This is a genomic window from Streptomyces cathayae (assembly GCF_029760955.1).
Lineage (GTDB): Bacteria > Actinomycetota > Actinomycetes > Streptomycetales > Streptomycetaceae > Streptomyces > Streptomyces cathayae.
Map to the genome: position 1 here is coordinate 3,951,119 of NZ_CP121682.1, position 21,246 is coordinate 3,972,364.

General features: G+C 68.9%; 17 protein-coding genes, 1 tRNA gene and 1 pseudogene. 10 read left to right on the forward strand and 9 right to left on the reverse strand.

From position 1 onward, the window contains the following. Positions 1-321: 321 nt before the first annotated feature. The gene (locus PYS65_RS17930; RefSeq protein ID WP_279334959.1) at positions 322-987 is read right to left on the reverse strand and encodes a ScbR family autoregulator-binding transcription factor; all 666 of its coding nucleotides are present in this window, start codon (positions 985-987) and stop codon (positions 322-324) included. Between the two features lie 262 nt (positions 988-1,249). Here PYS65_RS17930 and PYS65_RS17935 point away from each other — a divergent pair, with 262 nt between their 5' ends. Together PYS65_RS17935 and PYS65_RS17940 are read left to right on the forward strand one after the other, a co-directional pair. Continuing rightward, positions 1,250-2,239, forward strand: coding sequence for a ScbA/BarX family gamma-butyrolactone biosynthesis protein (locus PYS65_RS17935; protein WP_279334960.1), 990 nt, complete (start codon positions 1,250-1,252; stop codon positions 2,237-2,239). Further along, positions 2,236-3,174: an NAD-dependent epimerase/dehydratase family protein gene (locus PYS65_RS17940; protein ID WP_279334961.1), complete on the forward strand. Its 939-nt coding sequence runs from the start codon at positions 2,236-2,238 to the stop codon at positions 3,172-3,174. The genes PYS65_RS17935 and PYS65_RS17940 overlap by 4 nt, the downstream gene beginning before the upstream one ends. A 282-nt stretch (positions 3,175-3,456) precedes the next feature. Here the strand turns inward: PYS65_RS17940 and PYS65_RS17945 are convergent, their stop codons facing one another. Both PYS65_RS17945 and PYS65_RS17950 read right to left on the reverse strand, forming a co-directional pair. Next, a complete protein-coding gene (locus tag PYS65_RS17945) occupies positions 3,457-5,523 on the reverse strand; it encodes a DsbA family protein (RefSeq protein ID WP_279334962.1) in 2,067 nt (688 codons plus the stop codon). Between the two features lie 848 nt (positions 5,524-6,371). Beyond that, positions 6,372-6,455: transfer RNA gene (locus PYS65_RS17950), tRNA-Leu, on the reverse strand. Between the two features lie 616 nt (positions 6,456-7,071). On the opposite strand from PYS65_RS17950, the gene PYS65_RS17955 reads away from it, so the two are divergent. From PYS65_RS17955 to PYS65_RS17985, 7 genes are all read left to right on the forward strand, one after another. Continuing rightward, positions 7,072-7,917 carry an FhaA domain-containing protein gene (locus PYS65_RS17955; RefSeq protein ID WP_279334963.1) on the forward strand — a complete coding sequence of 282 codons (846 nt, stop codon included), beginning with the start codon at positions 7,072-7,074 and terminating at the stop codon, positions 7,915-7,917. A gap of 10 nt (positions 7,918-7,927) precedes the next feature. Beyond that, entirely contained in the window at positions 7,928-8,440 is a 513-nt protein-coding gene (locus PYS65_RS17960; protein WP_279334964.1) for an FHA domain-containing protein FhaB/FipA, read from the forward strand. A gap of 141 nt (positions 8,441-8,581) precedes the next feature. After that, positions 8,582-10,123, forward strand: coding sequence for a Stp1/IreP family PP2C-type Ser/Thr phosphatase (locus PYS65_RS17965; protein WP_279337986.1), 1,542 nt, complete (start codon positions 8,582-8,584; stop codon positions 10,121-10,123). Positions 10,124-10,150: 27 nt separating this feature from the next. Then, complete coding sequence (locus tag PYS65_RS17970; protein ID WP_279334965.1) at positions 10,151-11,587, forward strand: FtsW/RodA/SpoVE family cell cycle protein; 1,437 nt, start codon at positions 10,151-10,153, stop codon at positions 11,585-11,587. Continuing rightward, positions 11,584-13,053, forward strand: a complete 1,470-nt coding sequence (locus tag PYS65_RS17975) for a peptidoglycan D,D-transpeptidase FtsI family protein (protein WP_279334966.1) — start codon at positions 11,584-11,586, stop codon at positions 13,051-13,053. Before PYS65_RS17970 ends, PYS65_RS17975 begins: the two co-directional genes overlap by 4 nt. Before the next feature lie 173 nt (positions 13,054-13,226). After that, on the forward strand, positions 13,227-15,242 hold the full coding sequence (pknB, locus tag PYS65_RS17980) for a Stk1 family PASTA domain-containing Ser/Thr kinase (protein WP_279334967.1): 2,016 nt from the start codon (positions 13,227-13,229) through the stop codon (positions 15,240-15,242). A gap of 381 nt (positions 15,243-15,623) precedes the next feature. Then, positions 15,624-16,646 carry a restriction endonuclease gene (locus tag PYS65_RS17985; RefSeq protein ID WP_279334968.1) on the forward strand — a complete coding sequence of 341 codons (1,023 nt, stop codon included), beginning with the start codon at positions 15,624-15,626 and terminating at the stop codon, positions 16,644-16,646. Between the two features lie 91 nt (positions 16,647-16,737). Here PYS65_RS17985 and PYS65_RS17990 read toward each other — a convergent pair whose 3' ends face one another. The 6 genes and pseudogenes from PYS65_RS17990 to PYS65_RS18015 form a co-directional block, all read right to left on the reverse strand. Further along, complete coding sequence (locus PYS65_RS17990) at positions 16,738-17,499, reverse strand: class E sortase (protein ID WP_279334969.1); 762 nt, start codon at positions 17,497-17,499, stop codon at positions 16,738-16,740. 13 nt (positions 17,500-17,512) lie between these two features. After that, a complete protein-coding gene (locus tag PYS65_RS17995; RefSeq protein WP_279334970.1) occupies positions 17,513-18,751 on the reverse strand; it encodes a class E sortase in 1,239 nt (412 codons plus the stop codon). Next, positions 18,748-19,386, reverse strand: a complete 639-nt coding sequence (locus PYS65_RS18000) for an aminodeoxychorismate/anthranilate synthase component II (protein WP_279334971.1) — start codon at positions 19,384-19,386, stop codon at positions 18,748-18,750. Before PYS65_RS18000 ends, PYS65_RS17995 begins: the two co-directional genes overlap by 4 nt. Beyond that, the gene (locus tag PYS65_RS18005; RefSeq protein WP_109376615.1) at positions 19,383-19,544 is read right to left on the reverse strand and encodes a hypothetical protein; all 162 of its coding nucleotides are present in this window, start codon (positions 19,542-19,544) and stop codon (positions 19,383-19,385) included. The genes PYS65_RS18000 and PYS65_RS18005 overlap by 4 nt, the downstream gene beginning before the upstream one ends. 52 nt (positions 19,545-19,596) lie before the next feature. Further along, positions 19,597-19,839, reverse strand: a pseudogene (locus PYS65_RS18010) (class E sortase); the annotation flags it as partial. Positions 19,840-19,870: 31 nt separating this feature from the next. Beyond that, entirely contained in the window at positions 19,871-20,650 is a 780-nt protein-coding gene (locus PYS65_RS18015) for a DUF881 domain-containing protein (RefSeq protein WP_279334972.1), read from the reverse strand. 140 nt (positions 20,651-20,790) lie between these two features. Between PYS65_RS18015 and crgA the strand changes: the two genes are divergently transcribed. Beyond that, complete coding sequence (gene crgA / locus PYS65_RS18020) at positions 20,791-21,045, forward strand: cell division protein CrgA (RefSeq protein WP_279334973.1); 255 nt, start codon at positions 20,791-20,793, stop codon at positions 21,043-21,045. Positions 21,046-21,246: the final 201 nt, after the last annotated feature.

The window sequence follows — 21,246 nt, forward strand, 5'->3', positions numbered from 1 at the left end:
CACCTCCCCGTACGCCCACACGTACGTCCGTACACACGCTCGACCACGCGCACGCGTCGACGACCGACGCGAACGGCCCTCGGCCCGACGTCGACACAGGTATCGGCGCAGGCCAAGACATCAACCGTGCCGACCGTACAACCCGGTGGACGAAACGCGTCAGGTCTTGTGGACAACTCCGGTGCTGTGGACACCCCTCTCCCCCACACGCGCACCTGTGACCACCCGCCACAACTGCTGCCCCAGCCTCACCACGCCCACGCCCATCCCCACACCGACATCCACCCCCGTGCCCACACCCGCCCACTCCGCCTACCCCACCTACCCCGCCTCGGCGACATCTCCCCCCACCGGTTCCAGCCGTCCCTCCGCGAGGGCCCGCTGGGCGCGGTCCGCCGAGATGTCCAGCCGGGCCAGCACCGCCGGAACCGCGATGCCCGGCAGCATGTGCTGGAACAGCACGACGACCCGGTGCTCCAGATCCTGCCGCTGGCAGCGCAGCTGCGAGAGGAGCTGCACCCCCGAGTAACTCGCGACCAACAGCTCAGCCGTCTCCGTCACTTCGACGTGCGGCAGCAGTTCGCCCCCGGCCTTCGCCTCGGCCAGGGTCCGGATGGTCTGGTCGATCCACATACGGAACGCCGGGGTCCGGTCCAGCCCCAACGCCCCCTGATCCAGGGCAAGTCCGACACTGGCCCGCACCAGCGGATCGGTCCGCAGCCGCAGGGCCAGCACCAGACCGGAGTCGACGAGTTCCTGGAGCTTGCTCGCCTGGGGCGGCAGGGTGACCGCCAGCTGCTCCTCGAAGATGCCGAGCGCGAGCTCCTCCTTGGAGCCGAAGTGGAAGTACAGGGCACCCTTGGTCACCCCGGCCCGGTCCAGGATCTCCCCGATGGTCGCGGAGGTGTAGCCGCGTTCGTCGAAGACGGCCGCGGCCGCGTCCAGAATGGTCCGCCGTGTGCGGATCGCGCGCTCCTGTCGCGCCATCGGGTGCCTCCTGATCTCCGTGGATCTCGTGGATCGCCGTGAAGTCGCCGCGCGGGCGCCATGCGTGATCGTGATGCCGTGCGGGCGCGTGGGCTCGTCTCCAACGGTATGGATCACCCTTGAAAAAAACCGGCTCGTCCGTATCTTAGTGCGAAAGTCGACCGGATCCAGGCCGTCCACTCGGGGGGTTCCCATGCCGCAGTCAGGTCCTTCAAGTACATCCACGGAGGATCAGACCGGACAGGGGGGCGGGCCCGCAAACGTGGCCGGACAGGCTGCCGGTGCCCGCACCGGCCCCGGCGCCACCCGGGTCACCGAGCGACTCGCGCACCGCACCCGCGCGGCGGACGTCTTCCCCACGGACTGGACACGCCTCTCCGACCTCGCTTTCCGCGTCACCGCGCACTGGCCCGCCGACCACTCCTTCTTCGGCCCCGCCGACGATCGTCACCAGGACCCGATGATCATCGGCGAGACCCTGCGCCAGACCTCGATGGCTCTCGCCCACGCCGAGTTCGGCGCCCCACTCGACACCCACTTCGTCATGTGGGACCTGTCGGTCACCGCGGACCCCTCCGGGCTGTTACTCGTGGACGCCGCCGAGCCGGTCACCATCGACGTCGTCTGCTCCGAGGTGCGCCGCCGGGGGCGTGGACTGAGCAGCATGCGGACGACCATGGAGTTCCGCCGCGCGGGACGGCTCGTCGCCCGGGGCACCGGCAGCACCGGCTGCACCTCACCGGCCGCCTACCGGCGCCTGCGGGCCCGGCAACTGGACGCCATGGACAGCGCGATACCCCTGCCACCCCCCGTGGCCCCCGAACTGGTCGGCCGCGACCGCGCGGAGGACGTCGTCCTCGCCCCCGCCGACCGCCCCGGCACCTGGCTCCTGCGGGCCGACACCGGCCACCCCGTGCTCTTCCCCCGGCCCAACGACCACGTCCCCGGCATGGTCCTGTTCGAGGCGGCCCGCCAGGCCGCGACCGCGGCATCCGGCGGACGGCCCTTCCTGCCGACCGACATGGCCGCCTCCTTCAGCCGCTACGCCGAACTGGACAGCCCCTGCCTGCTCGAAGCCGAAGTCCTCGACAAGGCCGACACCGACACCGACACCGCTGACGCCACCGAGCACGGCGAGGTGACCGTACAGATCTCCGGCCGGCAGAACGACAAGCCCGTCTTCACCGCCACCCTCACCTCGGCACCTCACGGCCGCACCCCTGACCACGCCCCGGTACGTTCGCCGCTGTGACGCCGAAAACAGTGAACCTTCTGATCACGGGCGGCACCGGCTTCATCGGCAGCCGGGTCGCGGCGGCCGCACACCGACACCCGGACACCCACGTCCGTCTGCTGTCCCGCCACGCCCTTCACACACCCACCGAGGCCGAAGCCGAGACCGTACCCGGCGACCTCGCCGATCCCGCTTCCCTGTACGGCAGTTGCACCGGCATCGACGTACTCGTCCACTGCGCCTCACGCGTGAGCGGCGACCCGGAATCGCTCGCGGCGGTCAACGACCGGGGCACGAAAGCCCTGGTGGAGGAGGCGGTACGCGGCGGGGTGCGCCGCATCCTCTACGTGAGCACCGCCGCCGTCCACGGCCGGGGCCCCTTCCACGGCGTACGGCCGGGCGAGGCCCCCGTCGTCCCCGCCTCCGCCACCAGCCGCGCCCGTGCCGCCGCCGAGCGGCACGTCCTGGACGCGGGCGGCCTGGTGCTGCGCCCCCACCTGGTGTACGGCGAGGGCGACCGCTGGATGGTGCCCGGACTGGTCGGACTCCTGCGGGAGTTGTCGGCGACCGTGACGGGCTGCGAAGCCCTGCACTCGATGATCGACGTGGACACGCTGGGCCGCGCCGCCGTCGCCGCGGCACTCTCCCCGGCCCTCGAGCCCGGGGTCCACTACGTCAACCACCCGGCCCCCGTCTCCGCGTCCGAGCTGCTCGGGGCCGTGTGCGCGCATGTGGAACAGCCCGCCGAGGGCGCTTCGGTGGACGTCACGACCGCCTACGCGCGAGCCGCCGACTCACCGCGCGCCCTGCACCACCTCGGCATGCTCACCGTCGACCACTGGTTCAGGGACGACTCCTTCTGGAGCACCCTGGACTGCTCCCCGGGCGACGCCTTCGCCCACACCTTCCCCCGTGCGGCCTCTTGGTACCGGTCGTTCCTCGACACTCCCTGACCGACTCCCCGCACACCGGCCCGCGCTTGCGCCCATCCACCCCCAGGAACAAACCAATTCGTCGGTTTATCCCCTGGAGCAGAAGCTCGAATCCCTACCCGGAACGCGATGAGATGCTCATCACACCCCCTGGACCGCACCCACTCCGCCCGCACCCACTCCGCCCGCACCCGGTCGTACTCGCCGAGATCCGTCAGCGGGCGTGACAGCAGGACCGCCACGGCCTCCTCGCCGCAGCGGTCCGCCTGGCCACAGTGGACCAGCCGCCGATCACCCTGCCTGTCAGCTCGGCTCAGGTCGGCTCAGGCCGGCTCGGTCCGCGTCGAGGGCCGGTACCAACAGCGTGCCGCTCGGTTCCTGCTCCTGCTGATGGAGGAGGGCCGTCTCGGCGAGGGTGTTGACGGCGGTGTTGAACCGCTCCATCGAGGTGGGCTGGTCGGGACCGAGGACGTACTCCTTGAGCGTGTGCCGGTCGAGTGCCATCGGGTCATGACGCGGCTCTCGCACCGACCGCAGGATCTCCGGCAGTCGGGTGCAGGCCCGGTCGAGGAGATAGGCCCCGCCCGCGGTGGTGTAGGCGGCGCGGAATTCCTCGTCGGGCAGATCATTGGCGTTGGTCAGGACATACGGCTTGAGGCTTGCGACGAAGTCGGCGACGACCGATGAGACGTCGCTGATGAGGATGTCCGCCTGGTTGAAGCACTCGTACAGGGTGGGCAGCTGACCGGTGATCACCTGGTGGCGGGAGGGGCCGGTGCGGCTCCAGAAGAGGCGGTGCCATTCGGCTTCCAGTGCGTGCCACTCGTCGGAGCCGGTGTGCTCCGGCATCCGCGCGTCGCGCGTCTGCTGGGCGTCGTCGCCTATTCGGTTGCGGCCGGCGAGCTCGTCGAGCCGCTCCCTGATCTCCTGCATCCGCGACTCCGGATCGACGGCGGAGTCGGGCAGGGCGTCGGCGGACTGGCGTCGGTGGTTGTCGGCGTCGAGCATCTCCCGGATGGCCTGGTCGGCGGCCGCGGCTTCCTCGGAGCGCCTGCCGGTCAGCGGATGCGGTTTGTACAGGACCCGTACGCCCTCGTCGAGCAGGGCCCTGACCAGTTCCGTCCCCATGGGGATCAGGGAGGTGTGGCAGTCGTCGTCGCTCCAGCCTTCCCAGGTCGGCGCGTACAGCACGGTGGGCAGCGGACCGGGTACGTGCTCGGTGTGCAGTCGGATCGGAGCCAGCTGAGGACGGCCGACCTCCACGATCGCGGCGTCGTCGATGGCGTGCCGGATCCGCTGGTAGCGGTCACGGCCCGCGCGTCCGGCCACCCAGATCTCGTCGTACACCTTGCTGACCCGGTTGCTGCTGGCGAGCTTGTCGCTGTCGCCGTGGCCGATGAAGACGTGCTTGGCCTCGGCGACGCGCAGCATGTGGACGTTCTTGCCCGCGTTGCCCGGGTACAGCACCACCTTCAGGTCGGGCAGTTCGAGCTGGGCCAGGTCGTCGGCCCTGGGCACGCACACGACCGGGAGACGGGTGCGGCTGAGGTAGGCGAAGGAGGCACGTTCCCGCAGGATGATCAGCGGGCGGCGGTCGAGGTTCTCCAGGGTTTCGATCCACATGTTGACCTGGTACATGAAGTCCCGGGAAACCGCGGCGAAGCTGAAGTACAGGGCCACCTCCGGCCGGTAGTCGGCCAGCTGCCGGTTGAGTGTGGCGATGATCTCCTCCCGCTCCGGCGTCCGGCGGGCCCTTCGTACCTGGGCGGCCAGGGCCAGCAGCAGGAGAGCGGACAGACCGAGACTCACCGCGTATCCGGCCTTGGTGAAGGTCCAGCCGGCGGTCGCCAGACCGGCGAGCAGCCCCGCGTGCATCGGCAGGTCGAGGTGGAGCATCCGGCGCAGGTAACGGCGGAACAGCATGGCCGGCGGAGCCTTGGGGATACCCGCGTCGCCCATGTCCATGTTGCGCACGGCGACCGGCAGCGCCCGCTCCCGGCGGATGACGCGGTGCAGCGCGGTGTAGAGCACGAGCATCCCGAACTGGGCGCCCAGGACGAACAGCCCGGCGGCCAGCACGGGCTCGGGCGCCTCCATGCGTACCGCCAGCATGAGAAGCAGCACGTCACGGGCCAGGAATCGGGTGACCCGGTCGACCCTGAGCGCGGCCAGCCGGCGGATGAAGGCGGGCTCGACGCGGTGCAGCCGCGCATCCACGACATAGCTGACGGCTGACGCGGCGATGAACCCCCACAGATGGGGGAGCAGAGCGAACAACGGTAGCGCCGCATAGCTCGCCCCGAGCAGAAGCGCCAGCGCAAATCCGCCCCATGTATGTATGCGCAGCGCGGCACGCAGCGGTTGGAGCATGGTTGCTCGATGTCCCTTCCAGGATGCGGCTCGGAAGCCGGCCGAGAGTTGGGTAATACATGTGTTCGACATGTAGATGGGGTGAATGGTTGTGTAACGAGAGGTAACTTTCTCGGCGTGCGAATCGGGCGGCCTCGACGCACCTGATTCAGGGCCCGCTCGACGCCCGCTCGGCCGTCAGGCGTACGCCCTCGTGTCCACCGCCTGTGCGCGGACACGAGGGAGAACGACCCACCGGGCCCGGGCCTCTCTTCGGCAGAGACCGGATCTGCATCCATGACGGACTCGGAGACCACTGCACCCCGGCGGCCCGCGGAAGCCCGCCGCACTCCGCCCACCGGCACCGGGCGATCCCCGGACCGTGCCGCCGGCGACCTCCCCGGTCGGGCGGGCCGATCAGGAGGGCGGTGCGATGCGTCTCAGCAGGATCGGTGCGTCTCGGCGACGTCTGAACTCTGACCCCCTGCCGACGGAATCCGGGTGGGCCGGCCCACCGGCACGTTCACGAAACCGACCGAAAAGATCCAGCCGTATCTGGAGTGGTCACGAACCGGCCGGTTCAGCGCACCTTAGCTCTGACGAACCGGCAGACCGGTCTCCGGGGGTGGCTTCCAGGCGCGAGCCCGCAAGCCGTGAAGAGCGAACGAGGACGCGACCGCGAACAGGGCAGACACCGACGAACCACGGGCAGACGAAGCAGGGGCCCCGCCCGTGAGATACCTCACGGGCGGGGCCCCTGCGCGCTTCAGCCAGGCCGTGCATCACCGCACCGCCCTCAGCAAACGAGAAACGGGCCCCTGCGGTGACTTTCGTCACTCGCAGCGACCCGTTCCGTCGTTTTCTCGATGTGCGCGAGGGGGGAGTTGAACCCCCACGCCCTTGCGGGCACTGGAACCTGAATCCAGCGCGTCTGCCTATTCCGCCACCCGCGCATTGGGTGTGTCCTCAGCCCCGCCCCGTAGTGGTTCGGCGCCTTCCGACACCAGAACATTAGCACGCTGATCGAGGTGGATTCACATCCCTTTCCCTCGCCCCGGACCCCACCCGCCCGGGCGGCATCGCCGTACGAGGACGTCACACCTCGAACAGAAACGGCGCCCCGTCCCGGACACGCCCGCCCGCACGCACGGACAGGTGCCGACGGGCACGTACGGGCATGGATGCGCTTGGATATGTCCCCGCCCCCTCCACGAGAACCACTTCACGTATCAACCTCGTACCGGTAGCCCTCGTCTCCCCAGGTGCCGGACGGAGTGCACAGCCGCGTACGGGACACTGGTCCACAACCCCCTCTACGATCCATGGCAGGGCGGCTCGCACGAACACGGCCGAAGGAGTTCGAAGATGCCTCCCGGAGGGAACCCCGAGAGAACTCCGTCAGGCATCGACACCGGTCGGCCGGGCAGGCAGGGGGAACCAGCCGATCGACCGGGGCGTGGATACGATCAGTAAGCAGTACCAGGTAGACGGTGCGCGGATCGGCGCACCGGGCAGTAGACCCGGTGGACAGGGCAGTACACAGGACGGCGACGACGGAGGAGGTGCCCCATGGGAGTCCTGAAGAAATTCGAGCAACGGCTCGAAGGCCTGGTCAACGGCACCTTTGCCAAGGTGTTCAAGTCCGAGGTGCAGCCCGTGGAGATCGCGGGAGCACTCCAGCGGGAGTGCGACAACAACGCGACCATCTGGAACCGCGACCGCACCGTCGTCCCCAACGACTTCATCGTCGAACTGAGCACCCCCGACTACGAGCGGCTCAGCCCGTACTCCGGGCAGCTCGGCGACGAACTCGCCGGCATGGTGCGCGACTACGCCAAGCAGCAGCGCTACACCTTCATGGGCCCCATCAAGGTGCACCTGGAGAAGGCCGAGGACCTCGACACCGGCCTGTACCGGGTGCGCAGCCGTACGCTCGCCTCCTCCAGCAGCCAGGCGGGCCCCGCGGGCCCCGGCCCGGGCTCCCCGCCCGCCGGCCGCCCCGGCGGCTACGGATACCCGCCGGCCGCTCCCGCGGGAGCCCCGCCCATGCCGGCCGCGCCGCCGCCCGGCGGTTACGGATACCCGCCTGCCGCAGGCGGCCAGCGGCCCCCCGCAGCGCCCCCGTCCGCCGGCCGCACCCGCTACTGGGTCGAGATCAACGGCAACCGCCACCAGATCTCCGACGCGACGCTGGTACTGGGCCGCAGCACCGAGGCCGACGTACGGATCGACGACCCCGGCGTCTCCCGCCGGCACTGCGAGATCCGGACCGGAACGCCCTCGACGATCCAGGACCTCGGGTCCACCAACGGCATCGTGGTGGACGGACAGCACACCACCCGCGCTACGCTCCGCGACGGCTCGCGGATCGTCGTGGGCAGCACCACCATCATTTACCGGCAAGCCGAAGGGTGAAGCGGGGGCAATGTCAGAGCTGACCCTCACGGTCATGCGGCTGGGTTTCCTGGCCGTACTGTGGCTGTTCGTGATCGTGGCCGTGCAGGTCATCCGCAGTGACCTCTTCGGCACGCGGGTCACCCAGCGCGGCGCACGCCGGGAGGCCACCCGGCCGCAACAGAGCGCCCGGCAGGCCGCACCGCCGCCGCAGCGCCAGCAGTCCGGGGGCGGCCGCCGCGGCCGAAACGCCCCCACCAAGCTGGTCGTGACCGAGGGCACCCTCACCGGCACCACCGTCGCGCTCCAGGGCCAGACCATCACGCTGGGCCGGGCGCACGACAGCACGATCGTGCTGGACGACGACTACGCCTCCAGCCGCCATGCCAGGATCTACCCGGACCGCGACGGCCAGTGGATCGTCGAGGACCTGGGCTCCACGAACGGCACGTACCTGGACCGGTCCCGGCTCACGACACCCACACCGATTGGACCGGGTGCGCCGATCCGCATCGGCAAGACCGTCATCGAGCTGCGGAAGTAGTGCTACACCAATGACAGAACGCGAGCGGAGCGAGCACGCGGTGGGGGTCCCGACCCAAGACCCCGGCGCGCTCCCGACCGGAGGGTGGGCAGTGTGGCTCGACACGACCGGCTGTACCCGGAGCCGACGGGCGAGGTGCGCATGAGCCTGTCCCTGCGCTTCGCCGCCGGATCACACAAGGGGATGATCCGGGAGGGCAACGAGGACTCCGGTTACGCCGGTCCCCGCCTGCTCGCCATCGCCGACGGCATGGGCGGCGCCGCGGCAGGCGAGGTCGCCTCCTCCGAGGCCATCTCCACCATCGTCGCGCTCGACGACGACGTTCCCGGCTCCGACCTGCTCACCTCCCTCGGCACGGCAGTGCAGCGCGCCAACGACCAGCTGCGCATGATGGTCGAGGAGGACCCCCAGCTCGAGGGCATGGGCACCACCCTGACCGCCCTGCTGTGGACCGGCCAGCGCCTCGGCATGGTGCACGTCGGCGACTCCCGGGCCTACCTCCTGCGCGACGGCGTCCTCACCCAGATCACCCAGGACCACACCTGGGTGCAGCGGCTGGTGGACGAGGGCCGGATCACCGAGGAGGAGGCGACCACCCACCCGCAGCGGTCCCTGCTCATGCGGGCCCTCGGCAGCGGCGAGCACGTCGAACCCGACCTCTCCATCCGCGAGGTCCGGGCCGGCGACCGGTACCTGATCTGCTCCGACGGTCTGTCCGGCGTGGTCTCCCACCAGACCCTGGAAGAGGCCCTGGCGGGCTACCAGGGCCCCGAGGACACCGTGCAGACCCTGATCGAGCTGGCGCTGCGCGGCGGCGGCCCGGACAACATCACCGTGATCGTCGCCGACGTCCTCGACCTCGACACCGGTGACACCCTGGCCGGCCAGCTGTCCGACACCCCGGTCGTGGTCGGCGCCGTCGCCGAGAACCAGAACCAGCCGCACGACAGCAGCGCCATGCAGACCCCGGCAGGCCGCGCCGCCGGTCTCGGCCGCAGGCGCGGCCAGGGCGGCGGCGGGGGCGAGTTCGGCCCGCCCGGCAGCGGCGACGTCACCGGCTTCATCCAGACCGACGGCTTCGACTACGACGAGAACGACTTCGTCAAGCCCCGCAAGAGCCGAAAGTGGATCAAGCGCTCCTTCTTCAGCCTGCTCACCCTCGCCGTCCTCGGCGGCAGCGTGTACGGCGGCTGGCGCTGGACGCAGACCCAGTACTACGTCGGCACCAACGGCGAGCACGTCGCGCTCTACCAGGGCATCAACCAGGACCTGGCCTGGGTCTCGCTGTCGAAGGTCGAGAAGGACCACCCCGAGATCGAACTCAAGTACCTGCCGCCCTACCAGCGGAAGCTGGTCGAGGCGACCATCGCCGAGGGCGACCTGCACGGCGCCCGGTCGAAGATCGACGAACTCGCGGTACAGGCTTCCGCATGCCGGAAGGAGGCCGAGCGACGCACCGCCGAGAGCAAGAGCAACGCGAAGACCGGCGAGGGCGAGGCCGGAGGCACCACGGGAACCACACCCGCCTCCTTCACGTCCAACACGCCGACGCCGAACCCCTCGGGTTCGACCGAGGCTCCGCAGAAGTCCACGCCCCAGTCCACGACCGCACCTACTCCCAGCCCCGGCCCCAGCCTCTCGGAGGAAGAGCAGAAGGTCGTCTCGCTGTGCGGTAAGCAGTAGGCAAGCCGTGAGAGGCCCTGTCACACGATGAGCAGTACTACCAACCCATCGGCGCAGCACACGTCCACGATCGGCGCGATCGGGGCGCCGAGCCGGCGCAACACCGAGCTCGCGCTGCTGGCGTTCGCCGTCGTCATCCCGGTCTTCGCCTACGCCAACGTCGGACTGGCTCTCAACGGCGAGGTCCCGACCGGCCTGCTGAGCTACGGCCTCGGCCTCGGTCTGCTGGCGGGCATCGGCCACATCGTCGTACGGAAGTTCGCGCCGTACGCGGACCCGCTGATGCTGCCGCTGGCCACCCTGCTCAACGGACTCGGGCTCGTCGCCATCTGGCGGCTGGACCAGTCGGAACTGCTGCAGCAGATCTACCAGGCGGGCACCGCCGCCCCCCGGCAGCTGCTCTACACCGCCCTGGGCATCGCACTGTTCGTCGCCGTGCTGATCTTCCTCAAGGACCACCGCGTCCTGCAGCGCTACACCTACATCTCCATGCTCGGCGCACTGGTCCTGCTGCTGCTGCCGCTGGTGCCCGGCCTCGGCCGGAACATCTACGGCGCCAAGATCTGGATCCAGATCGGCAGCTTCAGCATCCAGCCCGGTGAGTTCGCCAAGATCGTCCTGGCGATCTTCTTCGCCGGCTACCTGATGGTGAAGCGCGACGCGCTCGCCCTGGCCAGTCGCCGCTTCATGGGCCTCTACCTGCCCCGCGGACGCGACCTCGGCCCGATCCTCGTCGTCTGGGCGATCTCGATCCTCATCCTGGTCTTCGAGACCGACCTCGGCACCTCACTGCTCTTCTTCGGCATGTTCGTGATCATGCTGTACGTCGCCACCGAGCGGACCAGCTGGATCGTCTTCGGTCTGCTGATGTCCGGCGCCGGCGCCGTCGGCGTGGCCAGCTTCGAACCGCACGTCCAGCAGCGCGTCCAGGCCTGGCTCGACCCGATGAAGGAGTACACGCTCAGCCGGGCAGGCCAGGGGGGCCACTCCGAGCAGGCCATGCAGGCACTGTGGGCCTTCGGCTCCGGCGGCACCCTCGGCACCGGCTGGGGCCAGGGCCACTCCGACCTCATCCGGTTCGCCGCCAACTCCGACTTCATCCTCGCCACCTTCGGCGAGGAACTGGGCCTGGCCGGCACCATGGCGCTGCTGCTGCTCTATGCGCTGATCGTGGAACGCGGCGTGCGCACCGCCCTCGCCGCCCGCGACCCCTTCGGCAAGCTGCTCGCCATCGGCCTGTCCGGTGCCTTCGCCCTCCAGGTCTTCGTCGTCGCCGGCGGCGTCATGGGCCTGATCCCGCTGACCGGCATGACGATGCCCTTCCTGGCGTACGGCGGTTCGTCCGTCATCGCCAACTGGGCACTGATCGGCATCCTGCTCAGAATCAGCGACACCGCCCGCCGCCCGGCCCCCGCGCCCGCCACCAACCCCGACATCGAGATGACCCAGGTGGTCCGCCCGTGAACAAGCCCCTGCGCCGAATCGCGATCTTCTGCGGCCTCCTCATCCTCACCCTCCTCCTCCGCGACAACTGGCTGCAGTACGTCAAGGCCGACGAGCTGAGGACCGACAAGAACAACCGCCGGGTCGCCATCGAGCGGTACGCATCACCGCGCGGCAACATCATCGTCAACGGCGAGCCGATCACCGGACACACCACCACCAAGGGCGAATTCAAGTACAAACGCACCTACAAGGACGGCGCCATGTGGGCGCCGGTCACCGGCTTCGTCTCGCAGGCCTTCGGCGCCAACCAGCTGGAGTCCATCGAGGACGGCATCCTGACCGGAAACGACGACCGCCTGTTCTTCCGCAACACGCTCGACATGCTGACGGGCAAGAACAAGGAGGGCGGCAATGTCGTCACCACCCTCAACGCCGACGCGCAGAAGGCCGCTTACGAGGGCCTGAAGAAGCAGGGCGGCAAGGGCTCGGTCGTCGCCCTCGAACCCTCCACCGGCAAGATCCTCGCGCTCGCCTCCTTCCCCTCGTACGACCCGTCCGTGATCGCCGGCGGCAGCGACAAGGACGCCGAGGCGTGGAAGAAGCTGCAGAAGAAGGAGAACCCCGCCGACCCGATGCTGAACCGGGCGCTGCGTGAGGTCTACCCGCCCGGCTCCACCTTCAAGGTCCTCACCGCCGCCGCCGCCCTGGAGGAGGGGCTGTACAAGAGCGCGGACGAGAAGACCGACACGCCCCTGCCGTGGATCATGCCCGGCACCACGACCGCGCTGCCGAACGACGGCGACATCCCCTGCGAGGACGCCACCCTGCGCGAGGCGCTCCGGGTCTCCTGCAACACCGTCTTCGGCAAGATCGGCGCGGACCTCGGCAATGACACGATGCTCGAGTACGCCAAGAAGTTCGGCTTCACCGAGGAACAGTTCGTCCCGGTCCGCTCCAGCGCCTCGGTCTTCTCCGACGACATGAACGAGTCGCAGACCGCGCTTTCCTCCATCGGCCAGTTCAACACCGCCACCACCCCGCTGCAGATGGCCATGGTCACCGCCGCCATCGCCAACAACGGCACCCTGATGAAGCCGTACATGGTCGACGAACTCCAGGCCCCGAGCCTCGACACCATCGAGAAGACGGACCCGGAGAAGCTGAGCGAGCCGATGTCGGCGGAGAACGCGCAGATACTCCAGTCGATGATGGAGACCGTCGTCTCCGAGGGCACCGGCAGCAACGCGAAGATCGACGGCGTCACCGTCGGCGGCAAGACGGGTACCGCCCAGCACGGCGTGGACAACAGCGAGAACCCCTACGCGTGGTTCATCTCCTACGCCAAGGGCGAGGACGGCAGCTCACCGGTGGCCGTAGCCGTGATCATCGAGGACGACGACGCCGTACGCGGCGACATCTCCGGCGGTGGTCTCGCGGCCCCGATCGCAAAGAGCGTGATGGAGGCGGTCGTCAAGGGCAGGTAGTGACCCCGGTCACGTCCGCTTCACATCGGTGCACGTTGTGGTACCGGTCCTGTATCGGCTGACGTACTTGGCCAGGTCACACAAAGCGAGCCGGGTACGGTAGGGCCCGGACGGCAGCCTCCGGCCGCACGAACGTGCCGACCGGGACCGACGGAGAGGGCTGGTAGTTAGCTATGGAAGAGCCGCGTCGCCTCGGCGGCCGGTACGAACTGGGCCACGTGCTCGGCCGCGGTGGCATGGCGGAGGTCTACCTCGCGCACGACACCCGCCTCGGCCGCACCGTTGCTGTGAAGACGCTCCGCGCCGACCTCGCGCGCGACCCGTCCTTCCAGGCCCGGTTCCGCCGGGAGGCCCAGTCGGCCGCCTCGCTCAACCATCCCGCGATCGTCGCGGTCTACGACACGGGCGAGGACTACATCGACGGGGTCTCCATCCCGTACATCGTCATGGAGTACGTCGACGGCTCCACGCTCCGGGAACTCCTGCACAGCGGCCGCAAGCTGCTGCCGGAGCGGACGCTGGAGATGACCATCGGCATCCTCCAGGCCCTGGAGTACTCGCACCGGGCCGGCATCGTCCACCGCGACATCAAGCCGGCGAACGTCATGCTGACGCGCAACGGCCAGGTCAAGGTCATGGACTTCGGCATCGCCCGCGCGATGGGCGACTCCGGTATGACGATGACCCAGACCTCCGCGGTCATCGGCACCGCACAGTACCTCTCGCCCGAGCAGGCCAAAGGCGAACAGGTCGACGCCCGCTCCGACCTCTACTCCACCGGCTGCCTGCTCTACGAACTGCTGACCGTCCGTCCCCCGTTCGTCGGCGACTCCCCCGTCGCGGTCGCCTACCAGCACGTCCGCGAGGAACCGCAGGCACCCAGCGTCTTCGACCCCGAGGTCACACCGGAGATAGACGCGATCACGCTGAAGGCGCTCGTCAAGGACCCCGACTACCGCTACCAGTCGGCCGACGAGATGCGCATCGACATCGAGGCCTACCTCGACGGCCAGCCGGTCGCGGCCACCGCGTCGATGGGCGCGGTCGGCTACGGCGGCTACCCCGACAACCAGGCGACGACGGCTCTGCGCACGGACGCCGGCGCCGCCACCTCGATGCTGCCGCCCATGAACCCGGACGACGGCGGCTACGGCTACGACGACCGCCCCGGCAGGCGCCGCCAGCAGCAGAAGAAGAACAACACCTCGACGATACTGCTGGTCGCGGCGGGCGTCCTGGTCCTGATCGGCGCGATCCTGCTCGGCCACTCGATCTTCAACGGCAACGGCGGCGTGAGCAACGACAAGGTCGACGTCCCGAACTTCGTCGGCCAGACGGAAGCCGGCGCCGAGAAGCTGGCCACCAACTCCGACCTGGTCCTCAAGTTCACCTCCGAGCCCTGCGAGAAGCAGCCCAAGGGCAAGATCTGCGAGCAGGACCCCCTGCCGAACAAGGAGGTCGAGAAGGGGGACACCGTCAACCTGGTGGTGTCCACGGGCGCGCCCAAGGTGGCGGTGCCGAGCGTCGTCGGCGACAGCCTCGACGACGCCAAGGCGGAGCTCGAGGGCGACAAGTACGAGTTCGTCGTGGAGACGAAGGAGAAGGAGTCCTCGGAGGCCGTGGGCACCGTCCTCGAGCAGGACCCGGGCCTCGGCGACGAGGTGGAGAAGGGCACCACCATCACCCTCACCGTCGCCAAAGCGGTCGCAAGGTCGACCGTTCCGAACGTCCTCGGCAGGACGTGCGACGAGGCCAGGGCGCAGATCACCGCCAACGACCTGGTGCCGAGCAGCTGCGAAGAGCGGGATGTCGACGACCCGAACCAGGTCGGCAAGGTCATCGAGACCACACCGCAGAACGGCCAGCAGGTCGACAAGAACTCCCCGGTGCAGATCGTCGTCGGCAAGGCCAAGGAGGCCGAGAAGGTCGCCGTCCCGAACGTCCTCGGCGACACCCTGGCGGACGCTCAGAGAAAGCTCGGGGAAGCCGGGCTGGCGGTCGGCGACATCAAGGGCTCGCAGGACCCCAACTCCCGCGTCTTCCGCGCCGACCCCGGCCAGGGCAACCCGGTCGACAAGGGAACGGCGGTCACCCTGTTCACCACGGACCAGGGCGGCGACAACGGCGGTAACAACGGCGGCGGCCCCGGCGGCTTCTTCGGCGGCCTCACCGGCGGCGACAGGGACTAGGCACCCTCCGGAACGCCCCGAAACACGCCAGAGCCCCGGCCCCCTCTCCGGAGGGCGCCGGGGCTCTGGCATACCCATGTACGGGCCTGTACAGAACTGACCCCCTCCAAGGGGGCCAGTGGGATCCAGTCCCGTTCCCGATTCTCCCTCTGCGGTGTCCTCAACACGTTGACCTGCGGCAACCCAGGAGTGACAACGTGTCACTCCAGCTGGCTGGTTATCCACAGGCCCACCGAGCCCCCTCTCACCCACCCACAGCGGAGCCCCGGCCCTTGCACACACGTCCTCACCTCGCTCGTGCCTTCGCGTGCCACGGCTCGTTAAACGGGTGGGGTGGCGCAATGAGTTCTGCCCCGACTACGAGATCCGAAGGGGCAGAAGATGATCAAGGAATCAGTCCTGCTGGAATCACCGTCGCTGCGCAGCAGCGTGCTGGACCGCACGGACGTGCTCGACAGGGTCAAGGCCCTGTCGCTGCTGCCGGACGGCATGCACGTGACGACGGCGATGGTGGCGACGTACTTCGAGGTGAGCCACAAGGCCATCGAGTCGCTGGTGTTCGATCACCGAAAGGAACTGGCCGCCAGCGGGTACCGCGTATTGGCAGGTACAGAACTGACCTCCTTCAAGGAGGTCAGTGGGATCCAATCGCGCTCCCGGGCCCTCGCCCTCTACTCCCGCCGCGCCGTCCTCAACGCAGCCATGCTCCTCCGGGACAGCGAAGTCGCACGTCAGGTACGTGTGTATCTCCTGGACATGGAGTACCTGGCGCGCACACAGCCTGTGGATAACGTGGCACCGACAGCCCCCGACGGCCTCGATGCCCGTATCGAACAGCGCATCACCCACATCCTCGGCAAGACGGTCGTGCCGATGTTCAACGCCCTGATCACCACGTCCGGTGAGCACCGCCGCGAGCTCCTCGAACTCCGCGAGGACATCGAGAACGTCGAACGCAGGCTGTGCTGGCACCACAAACGCCTCGCCACCCTCGAAGGAGAAGCCCCCACGGAGAACGTCAGGTCGACACTCAAGGCGATGACCTGGCAGGCGTTCGAACAGCATGTCGCCGAACTGCTGCGGCGCGACGGTTGCACCGATGTCGTCGTACGTCAGGCCCGCAGCGACAGGGGCATCGACATCACCGGCCGCACCGCGGACGGGCGGACCGTGGCAGTCCAGTGCAAGAACCGGTCCGGCCGTTGGACCGTTCCCAGTGCCGACATGCAGAAGTTCGCGGGCGCGACGTGTGCCATCGACCGTGTGGACCTCGCGCTCTTCGTCGCCACCTGCAACTTCAGCCACGAGTCCCAGGCGATCGCCGACCTGACCGGAGTCGTCACGGTCAATCGGGAGGAAGTGGAGGCCTGGACCGCCGGAGTGCGTCTCAAGGCTCTGCGGTAACGACGAATCACGGAAGCCCGAAGCCGCAAAGGCAAGTTGCGGCTTCGGGCCTTCGTCATGGTAGGGGACCGAGGTCCTCGGAGGGCTTCGGTCAGCGCAGTTCCTTCGGCGGGGTCCGGTCCTTGTCGACCTTCTCCGTGCGCTCCAGTTCGCCCCAGACGATGTAGCGGTACGTGCTGGTGTACACCGGAGTGCAGGTCGTCAGGGTGATGTAGTGGCCGGCCTTCTCGCGGCCGGACTCCTCGGGGATCTTGGAGAGGACCTCGATGTTGTACTTCGAGGTCTCGGGAAGGATCGCGTACGTCTTGTAGACGTACCAGGTGTCCTTCGTCTCGAAGACGATCGGGTCGCCTTCCTTGATCTTGTGGATGTCGTGGAACTTGGCCCCGTGGCCGTCCCGGTGCGCGGCCAGCGAGAAGTTGCCCTTCTTGCCGGAGGTCGGCAGGGTCGCCTTCACGGGGTCGGTGTAGTAGCCGGCGACGCCGTCGTTGAGCACCTCCATCGTGGTGCCCTTCTCGACCAGGATGTCGTTGCCCATCGCGGGCACGTGCAGGAAGCCGATCCCGTCCTTGCTGTCGTAGGAGGCGGGGTCGTCCCCGGCGCCGGCGCCGGGTCCCTGGGCCCAGTTGTCGCGCACCTTGTCCGCCTGCTGGCCCGCCGCGCGGTCGGCGAGCACGTTCGTCCACCACAGCGAGTAGACGACGAACAGGCCGAGCAGCAGGCCCACGGTGATGAGAAGTTCCCCGAGCGCGCTCACCACGATCGCGACCGGTCCCATGCGGCGGCGCGCCGGAGGCGGCGGTGACGCGGACATGGCGGTGTGCTCTTCGGTGTCGTCGGCGGTCACTGCCACGTTTCCTCTGCCCTTAACTGACGAGCGCATCCGGCTTGCCCTTGCTGCGCGGCCGTTCCTCGTCCATCTTGCCCCAGACGATCATGCGGTACGTGCTGGTGAACTCCGGCGTGCAGGTGGTCAGCGTGATGTAGCGGCCGGGCTCCTTGAAACCCGACTGCTTCGGGACCGGTTCGAGCACGCTGATGTTGCTCGGCGAGGTCACCGGCAGGATCGACGCCATCTTGTAGACGAAGTACGTGTCCTGCGTCTCCACCACGATCGGGTCGCCCGGCTCCAGCCGGTTGATGTACCGGAACGGCTCCCCGTGCGTGTTGCGGTGGCCCGCGACCCCGAAGTTGCCCTCCTTCGCTTCGGGCATCGCCGTCTTCAGCGCGCCCTCCGCGTAGTGGCCCACCATGCCCCGGTCGAGCACCTTCTTGCTGTCGATCCCCTCGGCGATCGGCACGACCACGTCCAGCCGGGGAATGTGCAGCAGCGCGAAACCCTTCCCCGGTTCGAACGCCCCCGGACTGCGCTTGCCGCTGGCCCAGTCGCTCTGCAGGTCGCTCGCCTCCCGGCCGGCCTGTGCCTGCGCGCGCACATTCGTCCACCACAACTGGTAGGTGACGAACAGCAGCATCAGCACGCCGCAGGTGATGAACACCTCGCCGATCCCCCGGCTCGCGACGACGGCGGCACTCGGCTTCCGCTCCCGTGCCCGCCGCCGCGCCTCCACGCGCGAGAGCGGCGCCCGGGGCTCCTGTGGCGCGTCGTGGCCGTGGGGTGCGTCCAGGTCCTCGGCGGGCCGATTCGCGCCGCCACGGCGCCCCTGACGCTTCTTGGCGGCCTTCCTGCGCGCCGCCCGGCCTCCGGAATCCGCGGAAGCCGCCGAGGACTCCCCGCGCGAGCCGTACGTCGCGGACCCCGTGTCCTCGTCGTACCCCGTGCCCGCGTCGTACCCCGTGCGCTCCGGCGGATCGGGGATCCGCAGCGCCACCGTCTCCTCGTCGACGGGAGGCAGATACGCGGTGCCGCCGTCGACCCCGGCAGCACCGCCCCCGCCGACACCGCCCCCGGCAGCACCGCCGTAGGAGTAGGCACCCTGCTGGGTGGTGTCGTACCAGCCGCCGTCCCCGAACGCGCCGGGCTCCCCGTACGGCTGCTGCCCGTACGGGGTCCCCTGCCCGCCGCCGGCGCCGTACGGGGAACCGTCCGTGAAGGACTGCCCGTATCCGGCACCGGACTCGCGCTCGGGGCGCAGCGCGGTCACGCCGACGACCTGCCCACCACCGGGGTCAGCCCCGCCGATCTCGCCACCGCCCCGGCGTCCCCGCACTCCGCCAGCCAGTTGGCGAGCATCCGGTGCCCGTGCTCGGTGAGCACCGACTCGGGATGGAACTGCACGCCCTCGACGAGCAGTTCACGGTGGCGCAGACCCATCACGATGCCGTCCGGCGTCCGGGCCGTCACCTCCAGCTCCGCCGGTACGGTGGCCGGTTCGGCCGCCAGGGAGTGGTAGCGCGTCGCCGTGAACGGTGAGGGCAGACCCGCGAAAACGCCCTTGCCCTCGTGCTCGACCGGCGAGGTCTTCCCGTGCAGCAACTCGGGCGCACGGCCCACCACACCGCCGTGGGCCACCTGCACGGCCTGCATACCGAGGCAGACGCCGAAGACGGGCACTCCGGCCGACGCGCAGTGCCGCACCATGTCCACACAGACACCGGCCTGTTCGGGAGTACCCGGCCCCGGGGACAGCAGCACGCCGTCGAAACCCTCCTGCGCATGCGCCGTCGACACCTCGTCGTTGCGCAGGACCTCGCACTCGGCACCCAGTTGGTACAGGTACTGGACCAGGTTGAAGACGAAGCTGTCGTAGTTGTCGACGACGAGAATGCGCGCGCTCACTGGTTGTCCACCGTCACATCGTTGAAGGGCAGCAGCGGCTCGGCCCAGGGGAAGACGTACTGGAAGAGGACATAGACCACAGCGATGATCAGCACGAGTGAGATGAGCGCCTTCGCCCATCCGTTCCCCGGCAGATGCCGCCAGATCCAGCTGTACATGCCGTCCCTTCCGTCGCACCACGGCACCGGACCCACGCCGTTCGTCACCAGACTAACGGCGTAACGCCTCCGGTTTCCCGGCCTCCACAGGCTGCGTGGAGTCCGGATGCGCCCGGACGGTCAGCCGACGACCGCGCCCCCGTTCCGGTTCGCACGTCGTCAGCGTCGGCCAGCGGCCGGGACGCGTGTATCCGGAAGTACGTGGCGCAGGGCCGATCACCTCGATACCCGAGGACACGGTTTCGTACGGACGGGGTGCGCCGTCGGCCCGCGCCCCCGCGCCCCCCGCCCGGAGCCCCTCCGGCCCGGGGACCGCCCCGTGGGCTCTACCGCACCGGCTTCGCGTAGTGCAGGTCCACTGTGCCCGAGTAGCCGGGCAGGGTCACCGCCCCCTCGTCCTCGACCTTCCAGCCGAGCCCGTAGACGTTGACGTACACCATGTAGTTCTGGATCGACGGGGAGGCCGCGAGCGCGTTCTTCAGCTTCTCCGGATCTCCGACCGCCGTGATCTTGTACGGCGGTGAGTAGACACGGCCCTGGAGGATCAGGGTGTTGCCCACACAGCGCACCGCGCTGGTGGAGATCAGCCGCTGGTCCATGACCTTGATGCCCTCGGCGCCGCCCTGCCACATCGCGTTCACCACGGCCTGGAGGTCCTGCTGGTGGATGACCAGGTAGTCGGGCTGCGGCTCGGGATACCCGGGAAGCCTGGCGGTGGCGTCCGGCGGGGCGTCGTCGAGCGTGACCGTGACGGCCTCGCCCTTGAGCTTCCGCGTGCCCGCACGGCCCTCCAGGTCGGCGAGCTGGTCGTCCTCCGCCTCGGTCCTGCCGCCGTCCTGCTCGGCGAGGGACTCGATGTCCCCCCGGAGCGCCCCGTTGGTCTCCTCCAGTGCGCCGTTCTTGTGGCTGCGCTCATGGATGAGGTCGGACAGCTTCAGCAGGGAGTCGTCCGTGCGGATGTTGGTGCCCTTCGCCGTGTCGAAGCTGGTGAAGAAGATGAGACCCGCGAGGGCGAACACGCCCGCGGTGAGCATCCGGACGGGCCGGAAGCCGCGTCGGCGGACAGGACTGGATTCCGTCCCTGGGGAGTCGGCAGAATTGCTCAACGTACCCTTATCTCCTTCGGCGCCACGGAAGCACTACGCTAACTGACGCCCAAAGGAGCGCTCGGAGTCCCCTTGCAACCGCCCCGAGCACGACCCAGTGCCCTGCGCGGTCACGCAGCGCATCGACAGGAGAGACCCTCGTGCCGAAGTCACGTATCCGCAAGAAGGCCGACTACACGCCCCCGCCGGCGAAGCAGACGACCAACCTCAAGCTGACCAGCAGCTCCTGGGTCGCACCGGTGATGCTGGCCCTGTTCCTGATCGGCCTGGCCTGGATCGTCGTGTTCTACGTCACCGACGGCCAGCTGCCCGTCAAGGAGCTGGGCAACTGGAACATCGTGGTGGGCTTCGGATTCATCGCTGCGGGCTTCGGCGTCTCGACGCAGTGGAAGTAGCGCTGAGCAGTACGGCCCCGCCCCAGCCCTGCCCTGAACCGCCCGGCGGTTCAGGGCAGAGTTGTCCACCGGATCCGGGCAGGGCTGTCCACCGAGTTATCCACAGGCATGTCCACAGCATGGGGAAAAGAAACGACGATCTGTGGATAACCTGTTGGAGATTGACGCCGGTGTGACAGAAGCACCAGTAACCGAAAGCGC

Bases quoted from the DNA above. Each gene is read 5' to 3' on its own strand.
- PYS65_RS17985 (WP_279334968.1), top strand. From the start codon at position 15,624: ATGATCAAGGAATCAGTCCTGCTGGAATCACCGTCGCTGCGCAGCAGC.
- PYS65_RS17960 (WP_279334964.1), top strand. From the start codon at position 7,928: ATGTCAGAGCTGACCCTCACGGTCATGCGGCTGGGTTTCCTGGCCGTA.
- pknB (WP_279334967.1), top strand. From the start codon at position 13,227: ATGGAAGAGCCGCGTCGCCTCGGCGGCCGGTACGAACTGGGCCACGTG.
- PYS65_RS17945 (WP_279334962.1), bottom strand. From the start codon at position 5,523: ATGCTCCAACCGCTGCGTGCCGCGCTGCGCATACATACATGGGGCGGA.
- PYS65_RS17955 (WP_279334963.1), top strand. From the start codon at position 7,072: ATGGGAGTCCTGAAGAAATTCGAGCAACGGCTCGAAGGCCTGGTCAAC.
- PYS65_RS17930 (WP_279334959.1), bottom strand. From the start codon at position 987: ATGGCGCGACAGGAGCGCGCGATCCGCACACGGCGGACCATTCTGGAC.
- PYS65_RS17965 (WP_279337986.1), top strand. From the start codon at position 8,582: ATGAGCCTGTCCCTGCGCTTCGCCGCCGGATCACACAAGGGGATGATC.
- PYS65_RS17970 (WP_279334965.1), top strand. From the start codon at position 10,151: ATGAGCAGTACTACCAACCCATCGGCGCAGCACACGTCCACGATCGGC.
- PYS65_RS18005 (WP_109376615.1), bottom strand. From the start codon at position 19,544: ATGTACAGCTGGATCTGGCGGCATCTGCCGGGGAACGGATGGGCGAAG.